This window comes from Stutzerimonas stutzeri (genome assembly GCF_038561965.1).
In the GTDB taxonomy this organism is placed as follows: domain Bacteria; phylum Pseudomonadota; class Gammaproteobacteria; order Pseudomonadales; family Pseudomonadaceae; genus Stutzerimonas; species Stutzerimonas stutzeri_AA.
In genome coordinates this window covers 1,429,151-1,448,819 of sequence record NZ_CP139348.1, presented here as the reverse complement: position 1 = coordinate 1,448,819, position 19,669 = coordinate 1,429,151, and the positions used below count along the sequence as shown (strand labels likewise).

Sequence of the window (19,669 nt, the reverse complement as noted above, 5' to 3'; positions counted from 1 at the left end):
CTCACCCCTGGAAAGAAGAACCGAAGACTTTCTGCCAATAGCCCACCGTCAACTGTTTGGTCGGTGCGTAGAACGCTGCATCGATGGCGTCGCCGGCATCCATTGCCGCATCGATGATCGCGTCGACATTGCGCTGGGTGTACAAGCGCGCCACGTTGTTGTCGGGGTTGACCGGATCAATGATCTGCACCAAATCGGTCAGAGGGCCGACTTTAGAGGCCGCGTAGTTGTCCTCAAAAACGATGCGCTCGCGCAATTCGCTGGTCACTAGGTAGGTGAAGAACGCTTGTAAGGCTTCGGGATAGTTGGAGAAGTCCACTCCGTTGTCGCACAGCTTGGCCATGATCAACTCGATCATGAAGGACTTGAACCGGAAATCCTGACGCTCCTGTTTCATCAGGCGTGCCCAGTATTTGGCTAGGCGGACAACCTGAGCGAAATGCGTCGGGGCCGCGCGCTTACGCGCTTTGGCAAACTCAAGATGCAGCGGAATACTCGTCTCCAGGAAGGAGCCGTCTTCCTGACTGATCAAGTTGCCCCGCCATTGCGGCAAACCGGAGTACAAAACCGGTACGACATCGACATCCAGGCCAGAACCACGGAACGACACGGTCACCGAGTAGGTTTGTGGTTTGACTTGATCCGCGCTGAAATTCGGGAACGCTTTACGCAGTCGCTCCGCCAGATAATCAAGCAAATCGCGGATATCAGTAGGGGCATCGGAACCGCTGATATAGACCGCAACGTCAATGTCATTCAGCGAGCGAAGAGCCGTGCCTTTAGCCAAGCTGCCCGACAGCATCATGCGTTTCAGTGAGAAGTCGGGATGATCCGACAGATACCCTTCCAGCTTGTCCTGCAAGCGCCCAGCCTGCTCCCGGTATTCCTTTGCCTTCTCCTTTGGCAGGTTCACCTTTTCTTCGGCGAACCGCGCTATATCCTTGTGATCGACATGCTCTTTCGACATCTCATCCCCCTTGGAGATCTATACGCTGCTAACGGCTGGGCGATGAGCTCAAATGGCGTGTCGTCGAGCCAATACAAAAAGTTCGGAATAGCGAACTTTGTGACAGACTGCTCGCGCCTATCGGCTTTGTCAAACGATTTGTTCGGAATAGTGGTATATTTTCTACAACTACGGAGGAGATACGACGATGACGACGCGTCTAGGCGAAAAGCTCCGCGATCTGCGCAAGCAGCGTGGGCTGACTCTAGAAAAGCTCGCAGATATGGCTGGGCTCAGTAAAAGCTATTTATGGGAGCTGGAGAACCGAGAGTCCCAACGCCCCTCGGCAGAGAAGCTCACCGCCTTAGCAGATGTACTGGGAGTGGGAACAGCGTACTTTTTCGAGGATGATCTACGCGAGCCAGAGGAGAGACATCTCGATGAAGCCTTCTTCCGCGGTTACAAGACTCTTGAGCCGGATGCAAAGGCACAGCTGAGGAGGATTCTGGATACTTTCAAAAAGGACTTTTAATGATGCCTGAGCGCGAGGTATGGACGCCCCAGAAAGCTGCTATTCGCTTAACCAAGATCTGTGACCGAGTCAGTGAGGTACATGGAGCTGCGCGTTTCCCCGTTGATGTCAGCGAACTCGCGTTAGGCACTGCGGAGGTTTTCAAATGGCCGGATCCGATCGCTAAAGTCGAGTCCGTCGACATTAAAGGCTTCGACGGGGCGCTATTCGCCAACGAGGCGCGCAATCGCTGGATGATGCTTTACAACAACGGATTGGCATCCCCAGGCCGGATCCGTTTTACCCAAGCTCACGAACTAGGGCATTACATTCTTCATCGCCTTAAGCGTGACGAGTTCAGGTGTAGCAGTGACGACATGCTGTCTTGGGAGGAGAAAAACATTGAGGCCGAAGCTGACCTGTTCGCCTCCTTCCTACTGATGCCGCTCAACGACTTTCGTAACCAGCTCACAACGGATGTCGACATTGAACTGTTGCGCCACTGCGCTGTGCGCTATGGAGTCTCACTGACCGCCGCTGCGTTGAAATGGATTAAGTGTACCGAGGAAAGTGCGGTACTCATTCTGTCCCGCGATGGCTTTATGAAATGGGCGTTTTCTAGTGCGGTAGCACGTCGAAATGGAGCCTTCTTTCGCACGCGCAAGGAAGTCGTGAAGATTCCTACGGGTTCACTAGCGGCGTGCTCGACGGTTACGCAGGAGCGCAGAGGGATTGAACTCCCGGCATCGCTCTGGTTCCCGCATGCAGATCGGAATGCGTGCGTGCGAGAAATGAAGATTCAGTCAGAACAATACGAATATGTCATTACCCTGCTCTGCCTTCCCCGCACTGCTTCAGTATGGCCACCCTTTGCAGAGCGAAAAGATGGAAATGGCCACTGGCGACATGAGTGATGAGCCAAGCACACTCAGCGATCAATAGTCATCGAAATGGCGTCCCCTGTTAGGCGAGGATCAGGTAGGGGATGTTCGTCCTGCCTGGGGAGTTAGGGTACACCTAAGCGAAAATAATCCCAGGTTGCGCTCAATAACTCTTCCGTGATTACAGCAGTGTGTTCAGAGCTTTCCGGCCCAAGGTATCAAATTTAGCCAGCAGACCGTATTAATTCTTCCGGTTCCCACAGCTGTAGGGGCTGCACTAACTTGAACGCCCTGCTGGTCAAGGTTGATACTTAAAACCGAAAAAGTCTGAACACCCTGCTGGTGAAATTGATACAGCTTACGCTGGGTGCGTTTCGGGGGCTATTGGGATCATGAGGCGCGCGCCCATGCCACAACATAATTGCTGACATGGGTGGATTTTTAAACAGAGCGCTACGAATTTAGCGCCCTGTTTAGTTTGATGTGCAACCCAGTTATACACTCCTGGCTATTAGTTCAACGTCCTCGTCCAGCTCAGGGTAATGAAGTAGTGCCGAGTCATTTGCAAGTATAAGCAGACCCGTTTTTAGGTATGCCCACTCTTCGGCAGAATAATCACGCGCAAAGGAGTTGGTATCAATAACACCAACCACCATGCCGGCATCGCCGCTACCAAGTTTTACTTGATCGCCGACCTTAACTTCCTCTCCATTTTTATATTTCATATAGGATCTCAGTTCACGAATGGTTCTACTGGCACCGCAGTTGCCGGAAGTTGCTCTGGTTTTAGGACGTAACTTTGCTTCTGCCAGAAACATTGGCAATTATTAGGATTCTGATTGGCAACGAACATATTGTGATGAGAACCATAAACGCCGTGCTGCATTTGGTCATCTGGAATGACATCGAGCGGCCTGTATCCTAGAGTGCCAGGAGGAACAACTCTTCCGCTCACAGTTTTGCACGGTGGGCAATTCTTGGGACAACTCTTGGCTTCTGTTTCGGCGCTAGTTTGCGAAGTTGAGCCAGAGATAGAAGCAGTAAGCGCTGCTCCTCCTACTAGCCCCCCCATTGTCCAAAAACCAGCACCGGCAGTAGCTGTCGTCCCAGTGCCCCCAAGAGCCCCAAGCCCCAAAAACCAAACTAATCGCCCATCAGGGTCGAAGTTATTAATTGGGTTTTGATAGGCATACCCGTAGGTATTGAGCCCTCCCTCCAATCCAATCGGATCACTTTCGACGTACCGCCCAGTCTCGGGGTCGTAATCGCGGAAGTAGTTGTAGTGCAGCCCGCTTTCGCTGTCGTAGTACTGGCCGGGGAACCGCAAGTTGATGGTGGCCGCGCCTACCGCCGCTCCTACACCAAAGGCATCGGACTTCCACCGCCAGACTTCATTACCGGACTGGTTGGTAGCTAGCCGTGGAGTGTTGAGGTGATCAGCATGCAGATAGAAAGCACTGCTGCTGGCGATGCCGCCCTCGGCATCATAGGCCAAGGTAATGCCGCCCAGTGGCAAACTGTCCAACCACAGGTAGAACTGGCTGCTGAGCTTGGCGCCGGTGGGGCTGTAGCGCGTTTCGCCGAGCAGCTGGCCGTTCGGGCCGTAAAGAAAGGTTGTTGTCGCTGTGCCCGTGATCTTGTGAATGCGTTGGCCCAATGCGTTGTAACGGTATTGGGCAATTACGTTGCTGCCAATCTTCACCTGGGCCGAGCGGCCTTGGGCATCATAGTCAAAGGTTCGGTTATTGCTGAATTGCGTCAGGCTACCGGTGGCATCGCTGGTCACTCCCAGTCCGTCGATGCTTACCAGCCGATTGCTGTCGCTGGCATAACTAAGATCGGTGACCACGCTGCCCATGGGCTGGCCTTCGCTCAGGCCGATGAGCGCTTTGCTGGTCCGGTTGCCCACCGCGTCGTAGCCATACTGCAGGCGCTGATTACCTTCATCTTCGCGGGTCAGCCGATCGAGCGCGTCATAGCCGTAGAGCAGATCACCGAACAGGCCGCTCTCCAGGCTCTGGATATTGCTGTTGGCGTCGTAGCCATAATTGACCTGCCAAGGTCCGACGCTTTGCTGGGTGAGTCGATAGTCCTGATCGTAGGTGCGTGAAAGATTGATGCCGTTGGCCCAGGTAAGGCTCTTCAGTGGCCCGAACGGCATATAGCTCAGGTCGCTGGCAAAGGCAGCAGGCTGTTCATCGATAACGATGTCTACCTCGCCAACCTGCCCCGCAGCGTTGCGCTGATATTGCACAGCAAAGCCTGCTGGGTAATCGATGCGCGTGAGCTGGTTGGCGCCGTCGTAGGTGTACTGCAGCGTGTCGTAGACGTCACTGCCAGCCACCTCGAGTGAGCGAAGCTGCTGAGTCAGGTTGCCACGTGCGTCGTAGCGATAGCCCAGCACTCCACTGGCATCCTGCACAGCTGTGAGTCGGCCAACGCCATGATTGCCATCGGCAGTCATGTCGTAGTGGTACTGGATATTAAGCGCTGGGCTGGTTGGATACGTCTTGCTGGTTAGACGATTCAGAGCATCGTAGCCGTAGCTCGTCACCACGCCGCGGGCGTCGGTTTTACGGATGACGTTGCCAGCAGCGTCGTGTGCAAAGGCGGTCGTGCCGCTATCCGGACTTACCAGCTGGGTTAGATTGCCTAACCCATCGTACCGGTACTGGGTGGTGACGCCGCGAGGGTCGCTGACCTGAGTCAGGTTGTCCTGCGCATCGTAGCCTAGGGCGGTGACACCATTGAGTGGGTCGGTACTGGCGACCAAGCGGTCCAGCGCGTCATAGCTGTTAGCGGTGCTGTGCTGCTTGGGGGTGGTGCCAAGTGCGAGGTTATCGTTCAGGTCGTAGCCGTATTGCCGGATCTGGCCTTGTGCGCCGACGGCGCGCAGCAGGCGGCCGAGCTCGTCATACACCCAAGTCTGTTGCTGGGTCAGTACGCCGGATGCATCATTGAGGCGCTGAGCGGTGCGGTTGCCCATTAGGTCATAGTCATACTCGACCTTCTCGCCCACGTTGTTCGAAATCGCAGTCAGACGACGGGCGTCGTCCCAGGTGTATTGCAACCAACTTCCGTCGCCGCGGGTGACTTTGGTGATCTGCCCGATAGCATCGTGCTCAAAGCTTGTGCTGCTACCGGCAGTGCTTGTGGAGCTCAGCCAGCCCTGCGGTGCATAGGTCAGGGTAGTCGTCACACCGTTGGCATCAATCAGCGTCTGGGGGTTGCCGTAGGTATCGAAGTTCGAGAGTTGTGTGACGTGGCCAAGGGCATTGGCTACCTGTGTCAGATGGCCTTGGGCGTCATAGGTGTAGGTGGTGACATCCGACACGTCGGTGCGAGGGCCGTCAGCTGTCTCGATCAGGCCGAGGCTGTTGTAGGTGTAGCTCCAGCTGCGCTCAAGCGCTTGGACGCTTGGCACACCCAGTGCCGTCGCGAGCGTTAGCGCAAGTAGACTTATGCGATGTGATGATTTCATTGGTCAGTTCCTTCTGATCAGCGTTCGATTATGGTCTGGCTAACCGGATTTCCCTGCGCGTCGTAATTGAACTGAACGATTCGCTCGGGCTCGGTGATGGTGGTGGGCCTGAAGAGTGTCGGGTGCCACTCAGTGCTGATCGTACGGGCCTGCGGCGTGCCAGCCGCTTCGGTACGGCTAGTTTCCAGGCCGCGTTCGCTGTAGACGAACGTCGTCTGGTTGCCCTTATTGTCGGTACGGGTCTTGATCAGGCCGCGGCCGTCGTAGGTGAACGTGGAGTTGCTGCTAGGACAGTTGGCCGATGCGACGCCTGCCAGCGAGCTAATGCGTTTGGCACCGCCGATGGTCTGGAAGCTGTAAGTGGCTTTTTTGCCCAAGGGGTTGGTCAGGGTCGTGGAGTTGCTACCGTAGGTGAACAGGTAACGGTCGGCGCCGCCGGCATGTTCGCTTTTAGTGGCTCGCCCCTGCGCGTCATAGGCCCAGGTGGCATAACGCACGCCACGTTCGTCGGTGATGCCGGTCAGCCAGCCGCCTTCTCGTGCGTCCTCATAGTGGTACGTACGTGAAAGGCTATTTCCACCCTGGCTGCGCGTCGCTTTGCTCAGGCGACCAGCCGTGTTGTAGGTATAGCTGACCTGCAGCTCCCCAGCCGTTAACGCCGCCAACCGATTGGCAGTGTTAAAGGCGAGGGTCATTGCATTACCGAGCGAGTCGGTAACTAGAATGCTGCTAGTGCCGTAGGTGAGGGTTTCATAGCTCCCACTCGCATGCTCGACTCGAGTCAAGCGTCCTGCGCTGTCGAAGTGCAGATGATCGTTGCGCGGGGAATCATAACGCCATCCTTGGGCCGTCTTCTCGAGGCGCCCGAGCTCCTTGGGCGATGCGGTTACGGCGGTACCGGACACGCTGAACAGACTTTGACGGCCGTCAGCGTCAATGAGCAGGGCCTTGGTGGGAGAAATCTTAAGCTGCGCTGAATACGTATGCGTCCAACTGGTAGTTCTGCTGTTGTAGTAGCGAACGAAGCGCATATCGCTGCCTGAGCGACCGGAATAGTCTATTTCAGTCTGGAATTTGTTTCCGTAAGCCACGTCGACCGGGTTACCAGCGCTCAGGCTTGGGGAACCCTGTCCAGCAAGTAAGGGTGGCGCTGACGGTACAGGACAGACACCAGGCAGGTCTGGTGCACCAACCCCCGGAACGTCGGGGCAGAGCAGCTCCGCGGGTCGGTTGTAGAAGACCGGGCCGGCAAAGACTCCATAATGCGTTTGCTTGGCAACGGCGAAGTTTCTCGCGGAGACGCCATCGACCGAGCCGGTGAAGTTGTCGTGGAGCAGGATCGCGTGTGTCTTGCAGTCGTTGGTGAACACCCGCTTCATGTTTGCATTGCTTGATTTGAGCGTCTCGAGCATCTGATCTGGCGTATACCACGCACTGCTTTCAAGCCACTTGATCACCTTGCCGCCTGAACATTGGAGGCCGGCAACCTGGTAGAGATATTGCCCGGAGCCATCTGGTGGCTGAGACGCATACACTTCCGTGCCGAAATAGCTAACGCCACCTGTCGTGCAGTTCGCGGCGGCATGGGCGGATTGTTCGAGGAATGCGGAGCTAAGAAGGGTGAGGGCGAGCGTGCTTGAGAAACGATCCATGTTCCAAATCCTACGTCTGGGATGATGCAGGTAGGCTAGATTCGGGTTCGAGAAGTGTCAGCCGTCGCTTTGTGGCCGAGTCCGCAAAACTGATGACCGCCTGTCGGATCCGCTCTATAGCGGGTTCTGGTTAACGCGACCCAGAGGCTCTAGACGAAGCCCCGTTGCACTTTCGGATGGCGTCGGGTGGAGTTTCTTAAGATAAGAATCCGTAAGATCGGCATAGCGTACGACCTGTCCGACTGGCTTGGCGGGGACTTTCATCGCGTCGGGAAAGTAAAGTGGATCAAGCGATCCGTTGCGCGACAGGACGACATGGCTGGGTTGCACTTCGCTTAGGATCGCACCTGGGACGATCTGGTCACCCGATTTGAAGAGACGAGGGGGGCGGCCCGAAACCACAATAATGGCTGAGGAACGTGCGCTCACCGGGTGCACGAAGCTACCCACCAGTGTCATCGGAAGCGGAGATCTTTCGTGTAAAGGCTGTGTCTGCTGTCGAGGTTCGCCGAACAGATTTTTCCGATAGTTGGCAGGCGCTTTCCTGGGCTCAAGCACTGCTTGTTCGCGGGCAGGCTCTTGGAGCAGAACCTCCCTAAGTTGCTGCCATTGGTTGTAAATATTCACGCTCATTCCTATCGCTACGACAAGCGACACCGCCCACGGCAAGGAGCGGTGTCTGAGGATCGTAAATAGCAAGCGTGGTTTCATGCGTGGCGGCAATCCAAAACTGCACCGCTCATTTTTCACAATTCCGAGGAAAGGTCGAACAGTTTGGGGTCGAGACTTGATGTGATGCGCAAAGCAGATGGCGGCCGAGGTCGAGGAAAATCACGAGCGCGTCTTCCCTAGTTGATCAAATCTTGCCAGCGGCCGGTTGCGCAGAATCCGCTAAAGGAACCAGGTAAATTAGCACAGCCCATTTCGCACCACCTGCCTAGAGGACTTGTCAGCGTGGAAGCTCCGGCCGTTGAATCGCGGAGGCCCGCTGTATTTCGAACAATCGACCTTGATCCTCCAAAGTCTCGATTGAATTTGCCTATGCGAAGTGAGCGGCACCTAACGGCCAGAAGCGGACGGCTAGCCTGTGAGTAAATCTGTCACCATTTACGCAATGTACCTATAGGCCTCTGTGTGACGGATCCTCGTGCTTCTTGGCACAACGTCAATTGACATCTAATTGCCATCACTGATTGCATCGGTTAAAACCTCGTGTTAACCGCCATCCGTGAGGCGTCCTGCCCGGAAGGATTCGTATTTGAGCGGATGGGAAATAGGGACATGATCGCGCAATGAAAAAATTACATTTCCAAGTGGACTCACGACTGGCAACTCTACTCAGCCAAGAGTACTCATCCACTGAGAAGGCATTGAAGGAGCTAGTAGATAACGCTTGGGATGCTGATGCGGAGCAGGTGTCGATCACTCTACCTGCCCCTCTCAGCAATGATCCAATTTTAGTCATAGATGACGGGACAGGGATGACCGCCCAGGAACTCTCCGCTCATTACTTAAAAATTGCATCTGATCGGCGCTCCAAACGAGGCCTGCGAACGACTGGAAAGCAACGACTAATCAAAGGTCGAAAAGGAATCGGTAAGTTCGCAGGCTTGATGGCAGCATCAGTTATGAAACTGACAACTTACGCACGGAGCAGTGAAGTAAGCTTCACGTTGAGTTTAAAAGCGCTGGAAGAGCAGGCTGATATCGAGCACTTACCAATTGATGCCGAAGTGGTGCCTTGCTCACCAGAGCTGCACGGCACCTCAATAACGCTGTCGGATCTACACCAAGAACTAGCCTACCCTGATGCCAATAAACTTCGCCAGATTCTTCTCCAAGAGTACGGCAGACAGAAAGACTTCAGTATTACGGTCAATGGCAAGCCCCTGGCCATCGACGACCTCTCTGGCACTTACCGCGAAGACAGCACCACTCTACCTGAGGCTGGTGACGTAACCTTGCGATTCGCCATCAGCGATGCCAAGACTGGCCTGCGACAGCCGGGAATCACTTTGATGGTCGACGGAAAAGCCGTGGGAAAGCCAAGCTTCTTCGGCCTAGACGAATGCGATGATTTTCCGCCCAAGCTTCTCAGAAAAATGTTTGGTGAAATCGACGCCGATGGTTTGAGCGAACATGTCACTGCCGGATGGGATGCTGTTGTGGAAAACAGCGAGTTGTTCCACCAAGTGTCAGAGCACGTACAGGCGAAGCTTAGGGATGCGTTTGTAGAGACACACGGAATGGAGATGCGTCTGGCTCACGCTCGGTTGCAGAAGACAATTCATGAGCGATTGGCTGGAATGCCAGAGTTCAAACGTGAGTACGCAGATCGTGCCATCAAACGAATCTTGGAAAAGTACTATGACGAAGCCCCTAGCAAAGTCGAGCCAATCGTATTCGTAATTTTGGAAGCGCTCGAACGATCCGACTACCGATTTCTTCTTGAGCATGTTGCCGAGGCAAAGCGTCGTGACATCTCTGCCGTAGTGGACTCACTCAGCGAATTTGGCCTTGCAGATATGGCCTTCCTGGTAGAACAAGCCAACGCTCGATCCGCTTACTTGGATCAGCTTGAGATGTTGGCTGCAACGACCAACACACTTGAGGCGACTATGCATCGAGCGATAGAGAACAGCCTCTGGATACTTGGGCCCGAGTACTCACTGTTCAGCTCTAACAAGACACTGCAACGTCAGGTGGAAGACTATCTCGGTGACCAGTACGTAGGTGAACTCGCCTCCAAACGACCTGATCTCCTCCTAAGCGAAGACCTCAATGGAGAGTATTTGCTGATTGAGTTCAAACGCCCCAGTCACGCACTCAAATACGTTGATTACCAGCAAGCGACCAGCTATCGCCATGACTTCGCCAAACATGTCAGTAAACCAATCAAGGTGCTGATAATCGGAGGGAAGCGGTCTGAGGATTTCCCCGCGACCAACCTCGAACCTAACGTTTCGGCAATGCTGTTCGTCGATGTCTTTTCCACTGCCAGAAGACAAATTCAGTGGCAATTGCGGTCACGTCCGGCCTAGTTCCCCTCGCCACATCAGCAATGACACCTTCAAGGTTTACAGGAAATCGGTCATGACCTTTGACGCTAACATTTACGCTGAAGCCTATTACCAAAAAATCCTGCCCTCGTCGGGCAACGATTACCCACGACTCAAAGCCTGGGAGTTCCTTTACGAGTACATCTGGGACGAATCCCGTACTAACTGGGCTGACCTCATCTCAGAGGATCAGATAGATACCACAGCGCTACACATCGGCTTCTACCTAGCGAACTGGGGAATGTTTCGCGGCTCATCAGGGCTTCTGCAGAATAGCAACCTAGATCTGATGAAGGCTTTAGCTAAGCTTCTTTTTGAAGGTCAAGGCCCCGAGCTGTTGGAGCTTTCTATGGATGATTTCGCCTCAGGCGCTCCGCAGCTGGTATACCACCAGAAACTGCTGGACTCAGTACTGGACTCCATGGAGTCTTTAGCATCTAACGTCTCCTGGACAGATACTCTCAAGACCAAAATCCTGATGGGGGTTTGGGGTGAGTGCCCGGCACTTGACCGTTTTTACATCGCAGCTTGCCGAGATTTATTTCCCCGCCGGCCCTTCATCACCGCCGCCAGCGGGAAGGGGCTTACCGCGTTGGCCGGCGTGGTTCAGGAGCTAAATTCCCCCACCTTGCACCTAGAAACAGGACGTCTAAAACTTCCATACCCCACTGCCCGAGTTATGGACATGGCGCTATTCCAATACGGATTAGAAATCGCGTAATTAAACACGCCGTCCTTTTTAGAAGCATGTAATGGCCACTTTTGGCCGAAAGCTGTCGCTGACGGCCGTGCGAACATCTGAACTCGCGACCCAACCCACCGTCTGTCCCCCCTCTCCATCCCGATGCTAGAGTGCCTGCTCCATACCCGCACAACTCCAAACCACCTAGCGAGGCCCCCATGCTCAACCATGTAATGGTCGGTTCGAATGATATTGAACGGTCGAAGCGGTTCTACGACGCCGTGCTCGGCGTACTCGGCGCAGGCGAGCCGTTGCGCAACGTGGGGCCATCCGGGCATACCCGCCTGTTCTACCGCCACGACGGCAGCCTGTTCGGTGTCACCGAGCCGATCAACGGTGAGGAAGCGACCGTCGGCAACGGCGGCACCATTGGCTTCAAGTGCAGTTCGGCGGAGCAGGTCAAGGCGTTTCACGATGTCGGCGTCGCCCATGGCGGCACCACCTGTGAGGAGCCGCCGGGACTGCGCGAAACCAGCCTCGGCGCGTTGCACCTCAGCTATGTACGCGACCCTGACGGCAACAAGCTGTGCGCCATCTACCGCCCGCAGTAATTTCCCTCTCTAAACACCGCACAAGCCATGTGCGGCGCTGAAAGCTGGACCTCATGCGCCGCAGCCCGCTGCGGCGCATGACGTTTCACAAGAAGGCAGCGATTCCCTTCGCGTGCCCTTCCCCATCAAGGCTTGACGACCATCCCCACGCCACGACCGCGCGGGTCTGATCCGGTCTGCAAACGGGTGCCGTCGACGCGTATCGCCTGGATATCACCCATCAGCCAGCCCTGATCCTCCAGCGTGTAGCCCATGGCTTTCAGCTCGTCGGCAGCCTTGCCGGTCAACGGCGCATGGGCGTCGTAGTAGATGGTGTCCTTCGGTAGCAGCTGGTGATGCACGCGTTGCGCGGCGACGGCTTTTTCCAGCGGCATGTCGAAGTCGTAGACGTTGTTCAGCACCTGGAAAATCGAGGTGAAGATGCGCGAGCCGCCCGGCGTACCGAGCACCAGGCTGACCTTGCCGTCGCGCGTGACGATGCTCGGGCTCATGGAGGACAGCATGCGCTTGCCCGGTTCGATGGCATTGGCGTCGCTGCCGACCACACCGAAGGCATTGGCGACGCCCGGCTTGGCGCTGAAGTCGTCCATCTCGTTGTTGAGCAGGAAGCCGGCGCCCTTGACCACCACCCCACTGCCGTAGTCCAGATTGAGGGTGTAGGTGTTGCTGACCGCATTGCCATCGGCATCGACGATGGAGAAGTGGGTCGTCTGCCTGTGCTCAAGGCCCGGGCGTACCTTTTCGGTTTCGGAGATGGCCGTGGGATTGATCTCGGCGGCGCGTTGCTTCAGGTAGTCAGCCGATGTCAGCTTCGCGACCGGCACGTCGGAATAGTCCGGGTCGCCCAGGTAGTCGGCACGGTCGGCAAAGACGCGCTTCTCGATCTCCGCCAGCAGGTGGATGTAGCGTGCCGAGTTCAGTTCGACGCCTTTGAAATCGGCGGCGCGCTGCTCCTTCATGCCGATCAGCTGCGCCAGGGCGATACCGCCGGAGCTGGGCAGTGGCGCGGTGTAGAGGCTGTTGCCCTGCCAATCCACGCGCATCGGCTCGCGCCATTTGACGCGGTAGCCGGCCAGGTCCTCCTTGGTGATCAGCCCGTCGTCACGCCCCATCTGGGCCACCAGCAAGTCGGCGGTCTTGCCTTTGTAGAAGTCGTCAGGCCCCTTGTCGGCGATGCGTTCCAGGGTCTCGGCCAGCTCCGACTGGCGGAAGGTGGAACCCGCCTTCATTGCGCCGAAGTAATCTTCGAAATTGGTCGTCCCCTTGAACAGGCCGAGTGCATCCTCGCGGTACTGGTATTGCTGGTCGGCCACCGTGAAACCTGCACGGGCATAGCCGACCGCCGGGGTGATGAGCTCGCTCTAGGGCAACTTGCCGAACCGCTGATGTGCCTCCCACATGCCGAGCACGGTGCCGGGCACGCCGGAAGCCTTGGCGCCGACCAGGCTCAGGTTCTCGACGACCTCGCCCTTGTCGTCGAGGTACATCGTCTTGCTGGCGGCTTTGGGTGCGACTTCCCGGTAATCGAGAAAGTACGGCTTGCCCTCGATATACAGCGTCATGAAGCCACCGCCGCCGATATTGCCGGCCTCGGGGTAGGTAACGGCCAACGTAAAGGCGGTCGCTACCGCGGCATCGACCGCGTTGCCGCCGGCCTTGAGCACCTGGGCGGCCACCTTGGCGCTGTACTCGTCGGGGGCGGCGACCGCACCGCCTTCCAGAAGCGCACCGTGGGCGATGTGGCCGGTGGCGACGATCGCCATGCCAAGGGTCAATCTGCTGATCTGAAGCAAGCGCATCGTGCTCATCCTTATTGTTGTGATCACTGCCGCCCCGCGATGGCTGGGGCGGTTATCACCAAGATAGACAATGGGGGCGAGGCGTCGGTGCGCAGCGAGCTTGAGGAGAATGCCGCGCCGGCCGAGAGAACTGGCGCTTCTGGAATGTGCTTTTAAATATGCAGGCGAAGCTTGGCTGAAAAATCTATGACTCAATATTGGCGATGCATGCAGGCTGGATATTTGTGAAAAAAAAATGTGCAGCGATGAGCGCTAGGCTGCTTGGCCCGCAATCGCATCTCGGGCCTTTGTTACGCGGTTTCGTCCGCCGGCACGAGGACGCCTATCGAGCCTGGCTGTCCGTCACCGTCCGCTCCGCGGCTGCTTACCACGGCAATCCCTCCCCGCTATACGCATAAAACCCACCGCTGGCCTCCGGCCCCAGGCCATCGATCACCCGCAACAGATCCTGTGCTGCATCGGCTGCGGGTCGGCCGATCTCCGCGCCGCGGAAGGGTTGCGACAGCCGCGAGTTCACCGTGCCCGGATGCAGCGCAAGGAGCACCGCATTCGGCTGGCTGCGGCGCACCTCGATGGAGGCGGTCTTGAGCAGCATGTTCAGCGCGGCCTTGGAGGCGCGGTAGCTGTACCAGCCACCGAGGCGGTTGTCGCCGATGCTGCCGACCTTGGCTGAAAGCATGGCGAGCACGCCGCGCTGGCGGTCGAGCAGGTCGCTGAAGTGACGCAGCAGCATGGCCGGGCCGAAGGTGTTGATCTGGAAGGTGGCGAGCAACTGCGCCTGGTTGAGATCGGCCAGGCGCTTCTCTGGCATGAAGTCGCCACCGTGCAGCACGCCCGCGGCGTTGATGATCAGGTGAAACGGCCCCTGCTCCGCCACGCTGGTCGCGGCTTGTTCGATGCTGGCGGGATCGGTCAGGTCGAGCGCCGGCTCTGACGAGCGGCTCAGGGCGATGACCGACGCGCAGCGCGGATCGCTGCGCAAGGCATCGACCAGTGCGGCGCCGATGCCACCGGATGCACCGATGACCAGCGCGCGAAACCCTTCGGGAAATGATTCCAACGGCATAACGATCTCCAGCAGGTTTATGGCCGGCGAACGCCCGCTTCGCTGCGCCAACGCGCGATATGTTCGGCAAGCAGGTCGGCGATGGGCAGGCAGGCGCCGAGCCGGTAGAGGTTCCAGTAATGGCCTTCCAGGGTGCGATTGATCAGCAAGGTGCCGGAAGCCGGTTGCAGGCTGCCGAGTGCGGACATCATCAAGGGGAACAGCTCGGACAGCCGTTGATGCAGCGCCGCCTCGCGGAAATCCCATTGCGCGCCGGGTTGCAGCAACGGGTGCAGCATCAGGTGGATGCTTCGATACAGCCCGTGCGGCGCCGTGCTCCCTGGTTGGCGCCCGCCCAGGGCCTGAAAACCCGGCTCCAGCGCCTCGCTGGAAGTGCCACGCAGCGCTTCGAATATCTGCACGTAGCCGGTCAGCAGCCGTGGTTCCAGGCGCAGCACGCTGCCGAAATCGTAGACCACCAGTTCGCCGCTCGCGGTCCAGGCGAGGTTGCCGGGATGCGGGTCGGTATGCAGCCGTTGCAGCCCGAATGCCTGCTCGGCCAGCCATTGGCAGAGGGTTTCGGCCAGGCGCTGGCGCACTTCCGCCGTGGCCTGATCGACCTCGGCCATGGAGCGGCCCGGCAGGTCTTCCTGCACCAGCACACCGGGCCTGCAAAGTTCGCCCGCGGCATAGGGTATGCGGATGCCCGGCCAGCTTTCGAAGTGCTCGCGGAAGGCTTCGAGATTGGCGCGCTCGGCGTCGTAGTCGAGTTCCTCGGCAATGGCCCGTTGCAGCTCGATGTAGACGGCATCAAGACGCGCGGGCGGCGTCCCGAACAATCGCCCCAACGGCATCAAGCGACGCAACTGACGCAGATCGGCATCGCAGATGGCGCGGATGCCGGGGTACTGGACCTTCATGATCAGCGCCCTGCCCTGGCGATCCCGAGCGCGGTGCACCTGTCCCAGCGAGGCTGCTGCGGCCGGCTCGGGCTCGATCGAATCGAACAGTTCGTAAAGCTTGCCGTCGTACAGGCGCTGCAGGTTGGCTTCCAGCGCATCGAATGGCAGCGAAGGCACCTGGTTCTGCAAGCGCGCCAGGGCAGCGCTGATTGGCTCGGGCAACAGGTCCTGCCATTGCGAGGCCTGTTGCCCAAGTTTCAGCACCGGGCCTTTCATCTGCCCAAGCGCATCACCCAGCAGATCGCCAACCGGTTCCCAGTCGATGCGCGCCTTGCCCGGCGTGATGCGCTGCACCAGCAGGTTGCCAGCAATGCGCGCACCGGTGCCGCCCAGTTGCAGAAAGCGGCCCAGCGCCGAAGCCGATGGACGAGAGAATCGAGACATGCAGGCAACCCGCGAAGGCAAAGGCTGATCATGGGCCAGCCCGCCGTGCGATCCAAGGGTGAATGGTTGCAGTCTGTTGCGCCGAAATACGGCTGCAAGCATGGCCAACAAACAAGCGAAACGGCGCCTGCCATGCACTCGCAGCCACCTATACGGTGCGAAAGCGGCGCCCGAGCCGCAGAGCGAAAAAGCGCTCAGGCGGAACGGGCGGACGTCAGACGAGTCGGATTAAGTGACTGCGCCGCTCGGTCATCGCTTGTCGGACCCACGCCTTCAGCGTGCAATGACAGCCAATTTGGCAGCGAATCGAGCGGCTTCCGGCCCGACCTGCCTTGACGGCAAAACGGGCGTGTTCCCACGCCAGCTTCGTCAGCACGAACTAGATGTAGCGCGGGAACAAGCACGCAGCGGAGTCTGCGCTAAGGAGAACGGAATGACCGATTTCAATAATCCTTCCTTCCAAACGAACGATGAAGCCCCTCGCATTTCTACCGGCAGCAAGGGGCTGGACGACATTCTGGGCGGCGGCCTGGACCCCAACCGCATGTACCTTTATGAGGGCAGCCCAGGTTCCGGCAAAACCACCATGGCCTTGCAGTTTCTGCTCGAAGGCGTGCGTTCGGGCGAGCGCGTCCTCTACGTAACCCTCTCCGAAACCAAAGCCGAGTTGGAGCTGGTGGCCAAGCGTCACGGCTGGACGCTCGAGGGCATCGATGTTTTCGAGCTGATCCCACCGGAAACCAGCCTCGACCCGGAGCTCGAGCTGACCGTACTGCACCCAGCGGAAATGGAGCTGAGCGAAACCACCCAGCAGGTATTCGACCGCGTCAGCGAAACCAACCCGACGCGAGTGATCTTCGACAGCCTTTCCGAGATGCGCCTGCTGGCGCAGAGCCCGCTGCGCTATCGGCGGCAGGTGCTGGCGTTCAAGCACTTCTTCACCTCGCGCAACTGCACGGTGATTCTGCTGGATGACCAGACTTCCGAGAGTGGCGACCTGCAGCTGCATTCCATCTCCCACGGCGTGGTCATGCTCGAACAACTGGCCATCGATTACGGTGCCGAACGCCGGCGCCTGCGCGTGATCAAGATGCGCGGCATCCAGTTCCGAGGTGGCTACCACGACTTCGTCATCCGGAAAGGCGGCCTGCAGATCTACCCTCGCCTGATTGCGTCGGAGCACCATTCCCCGTCCATCGGCGAATCAGCATCCTCGGGCAATGAGGCGCTGGACAAGATGCTGGGCGGTGGGCTGGAGCGCGGTACCAACGCACTGCTGGTCGGCGCCGCCGGGGTCGGCAAATCATCACTGGCGCTGAGCTATGCCTACGCCGCCTGTCAGCGCGGCGAGCAGGTCGCCTTCTTCGTATTCGACGAAAACATCGGCACCCTGCTGGCCCGCGGGCGGGCGCTCGGGCTTGACCTGCAGCCATGGCTCGACCAGGGCCTGCTGCACCTGCAACAGGTCGACCCTGCCGAGCTGTCGCCTGGTCAATTCACCGCTGCGGTCCGTGACAGCGTCGAGGAGCTAGGCGCCAAGCTGGTCGTGCTCGACAGCCTCAACGGTTACATGCACGCGATGCCGGACGGCAAGTTCCTGATTCTGCAGATGCATGAACTGCTTAGCTACCTGGGACAAAAAGGCGTTATCAGCATCATGGTATTGGCCCAGCATGGCCTGGTCGGCCCGATGGATACGCCCATCGACATCAGCTACCTCAGCGATGCGGTTATCATGCAGCGCTATTTCGAGCACTCGGGGGTGGTTCGCCGAGCGCTTTCGGTGGTGAAAAAGCGCAGCGGCCGGCACGAAAACACCATCAGGGAATATCGCCTCAGCGCTGATGGGATCCAGGTAGGGCCGCCTTTGAGTCACTTCAACGGCATTCTATCGGGCACACCGGAATACACCGGTGATGCGACTTATCTACTGACAGACGAGCATGACGACCCCCACTAAGCGAGATAGCCCCATCGTAGTCGTCTATGCCCCCATCGGCCGTGACGGTCCCGCCTCGGCCGAGCTGCTCAGTCGCAGCGGCATGGAAGCCGTTGTGTGTCACAGCGTCGACGAAGTGCTGCAGCGTGCGGAAACCGACGCGGACGCGGTGTTCATTGCCGAAGAAGGGCTGTTTGGCCAAGATCTCGAAGGGCTTGCCGCCTGGGTCGAGCAACAACCGGCCTGGTCCGACTTTCCCTTCGTGGTGCTGACCAGCAAGCATCAGCAGCCGGCAGTCGCCGCGTGGCGCCAGCGCATGGTCGCTGCGTTGCGCAACGTCTCTCTGCTGGAGCGTCCCGTACAGAGCATCACCCTGACCAGTGCGGTAAAGGCCGCGTTACGTGGGCGGCACCGGCAGTACGAAGTCCGAACGCTGCTGGAAGCACGCGAACGGGCCTCGCAGGAGCTCGAAGCGCTGGTCGTCGAACGAACCAGCGAACTGGAAGAAACCAACCTCGAATTGCGCACCCAGATGGCCGAACGCGCGCATATCGAGGAAACCCTGCGCCAGACGCAGAAGATCGAGGCCATCGGCCAGCTCACTGGCGGCATTGCCCACGATTTCAACAATCTGCTCATGGTCATTACCGGCGGCCTCGACATGCTCGACCGCCGCGCCGACCCGGAGCGCCGCAAGCGTCTGATGGATGGCATGCGTCAGGCAGCGCAGCGCGGCTCGGCGCTGACCCGTCAGCTGCTGGCATTCTCCAGGCGCCAGTCGCTGGCCCCCGAACCCGTGGACCTGGCCCGGCGCATCAGTCAGATGCGCGAAATGCTCGACCGCAGCCTGCGCGGCGATGTGCATGTTCACCAGCAATTCGCGCCAGATCTGTGGCCGGTGCAGGTCGATCCGGGCGAGCTGGAACTGGTGATCCTCAACCTGGCGGTCAACGCCCGCGACGCCATGCCCATGGGCGGCTCGGTACTGCTGCAGGCCTGCAACGCGCCCGATGAAAAGGTGCTCGGCCGTCGTGGAGACTTCGTCCGTCTGGCCGTGACCGACACCGGTACCGGCATACCAGCCGATGTACGCACCCGCGTGTTCGATCCTTTCTTCACCACCAAGGAAATCGGCAAGGGCTCTGGCCTCGGCCTCGCTCAGGTCTATGGTTTTGCCCGGCAGTCGGGCGGCACCGTATGGATCGAAAGCGAATGCGGAAAAGGCACCAGCGTGATCCTGCTGCTACCGCGCGCCGAGGAAATTCCGGCATTGCCTGACGAAGTCGAGCGTGACGCGGACGACAGCACCGATGCGGCTATGGGCAGCGTCCTGCTGGTGGACGACGACGAGGAAGTGGCCGCCCTGGTTGGCGAGATGCTTGAGCATCTCGGCTATCGCGTCACCCATGCCGGCAGCGCCACCGAAGCCCTGAGCGCGCTGGCGAACGGGTGCAAGGTGGACATCGTATTCTCCGACGTGATGATGCCCGGCGGCATGAACGGCGTTGAGCTCGCACGCGAGATTGGCACTCGCGCGCTGGGCGTTCCCGTGCTGCTCACCAGTGGCTACGCCGAAGCCGCGCAACAATCGGCGGCGGCAGTAGGTGTGCATGTGCTGGCCAAACCTTACCGCCTCGAAGACCTGGCAACAGCGTTGCGCGAGGCGATCGATGGCGCCGCCACGGTTACCTGCAGGTTTGGATAGTCGCCCTTTCTG

At 58.4% G+C, this 19,669-nt stretch carries 14 protein-coding genes and 1 pseudogene; 7 read left to right on the top strand and 8 right to left on the bottom strand.

The window, feature by feature from the left end; all coding sequences use genetic code 11:
- Position 1: 1 nt before the first annotated feature.
- Positions 2–967, bottom strand: coding sequence for a CBASS oligonucleotide cyclase (locus SM130_RS06520; RefSeq protein WP_102823318.1), 966 nt, complete (start codon positions 965–967; stop codon positions 2–4).
- Between the two features lie 187 nt (positions 968–1,154).
- Here SM130_RS06520 and SM130_RS06515 point away from each other — a divergent pair, with 187 nt between their 5' ends.
- Both SM130_RS06515 and SM130_RS06510 read left to right on the top strand, forming a co-directional pair.
- Positions 1,155–1,478, top strand: a complete 324-nt coding sequence (locus SM130_RS06515) for a helix-turn-helix domain-containing protein (RefSeq protein WP_102823317.1) — start codon at positions 1,155–1,157, stop codon at positions 1,476–1,478.
- Positions 1,479–1,480: 2 nt separating this feature from the next.
- Positions 1,481–2,371: an ImmA/IrrE family metallo-endopeptidase gene (locus SM130_RS06510; RefSeq protein WP_102823865.1), complete on the top strand. Its 891-nt coding sequence runs from the start codon at positions 1,481–1,483 to the stop codon at positions 2,369–2,371.
- Between the two features lie 461 nt (positions 2,372–2,832).
- Here SM130_RS06510 and SM130_RS06505 read toward each other — a convergent pair whose 3' ends face one another.
- From SM130_RS06505 to SM130_RS06490, 4 genes are all read right to left on the bottom strand, one after another.
- Positions 2,833–3,063, bottom strand: coding sequence for a hypothetical protein (locus SM130_RS06505; RefSeq protein ID WP_102823316.1), 231 nt, complete (start codon positions 3,061–3,063; stop codon positions 2,833–2,835).
- Between the two features lie 8 nt (positions 3,064–3,071).
- Positions 3,072–5,819, bottom strand: coding sequence for an RHS repeat-associated core domain-containing protein (locus tag SM130_RS06500; protein WP_102823315.1), 2,748 nt, complete (start codon positions 5,817–5,819; stop codon positions 3,072–3,074).
- Positions 5,820–5,836: 17 nt separating this feature from the next.
- Positions 5,837–7,471, bottom strand: coding sequence for a DUF6531 domain-containing protein (locus SM130_RS06495; RefSeq protein ID WP_102823314.1), 1,635 nt, complete (start codon positions 7,469–7,471; stop codon positions 5,837–5,839).
- A 114-nt stretch (positions 7,472–7,585) separates the two neighbouring features.
- Entirely contained in the window at positions 7,586–8,098 is a 513-nt protein-coding gene (locus SM130_RS06490; protein WP_181019202.1) for a type II secretion system protein N, read from the bottom strand.
- Between the two features lie 665 nt (positions 8,099–8,763).
- On the opposite strand from SM130_RS06490, the gene SM130_RS06485 reads away from it, so the two are divergent.
- The 3 genes from SM130_RS06485 to SM130_RS06475 all read left to right on the top strand — a co-directional run bounded on the left by SM130_RS06485 (position 8,764) and on the right by SM130_RS06475 (position 11,823).
- Entirely contained in the window at positions 8,764–10,512 is a 1,749-nt protein-coding gene (locus tag SM130_RS06485) for an ATP-binding protein (RefSeq protein WP_102823312.1), read from the top strand.
- Between the two features lie 52 nt (positions 10,513–10,564).
- Positions 10,565–11,251, top strand: coding sequence for a hypothetical protein (locus tag SM130_RS06480; protein ID WP_102823311.1), 687 nt, complete (start codon positions 10,565–10,567; stop codon positions 11,249–11,251).
- 179 nt (positions 11,252–11,430) lie between these two features.
- A complete protein-coding gene (locus SM130_RS06475; RefSeq protein WP_015276279.1) occupies positions 11,431–11,823 on the top strand; it encodes a VOC family protein in 393 nt (130 codons plus the stop codon).
- Between the two features lie 125 nt (positions 11,824–11,948).
- Here SM130_RS06475 and ggt read toward each other — a convergent pair.
- The 3 genes and pseudogenes from ggt to SM130_RS06460 form a co-directional block, all read right to left on the bottom strand.
- Positions 11,949–13,622 (bottom strand): annotated as a pseudogene (ggt, locus tag SM130_RS06470) (gamma-glutamyltransferase).
- A 364-nt stretch (positions 13,623–13,986) separates the two neighbouring features.
- Positions 13,987–14,688, bottom strand: coding sequence for an SDR family NAD(P)-dependent oxidoreductase (locus SM130_RS06465; protein WP_102823310.1), 702 nt, complete (start codon positions 14,686–14,688; stop codon positions 13,987–13,989).
- A gap of 17 nt (positions 14,689–14,705) precedes the next feature.
- Positions 14,706–16,013: an ABC1 kinase family protein gene (locus SM130_RS06460; protein ID WP_102823864.1), complete on the bottom strand. Its 1,308-nt coding sequence runs from the start codon at positions 16,011–16,013 to the stop codon at positions 14,706–14,708.
- 433 nt (positions 16,014–16,446) lie between these two features.
- Between SM130_RS06460 and SM130_RS06455 the strand changes: the two genes are divergently transcribed.
- Positions 16,447–17,973: an ATPase domain-containing protein gene (locus SM130_RS06455; protein ID WP_102823309.1), complete on the top strand. Its 1,527-nt coding sequence runs from the start codon at positions 16,447–16,449 to the stop codon at positions 17,971–17,973.
- On the top strand, positions 17,957–19,657 hold the full coding sequence (locus SM130_RS06450; protein WP_181019201.1) for a response regulator: 1,701 nt from the start codon (positions 17,957–17,959) through the stop codon (positions 19,655–19,657). The genes SM130_RS06455 and SM130_RS06450 overlap by 17 nt, the downstream gene beginning before the upstream one ends.
- Positions 19,658–19,669 lie beyond the last annotated feature (12 nt).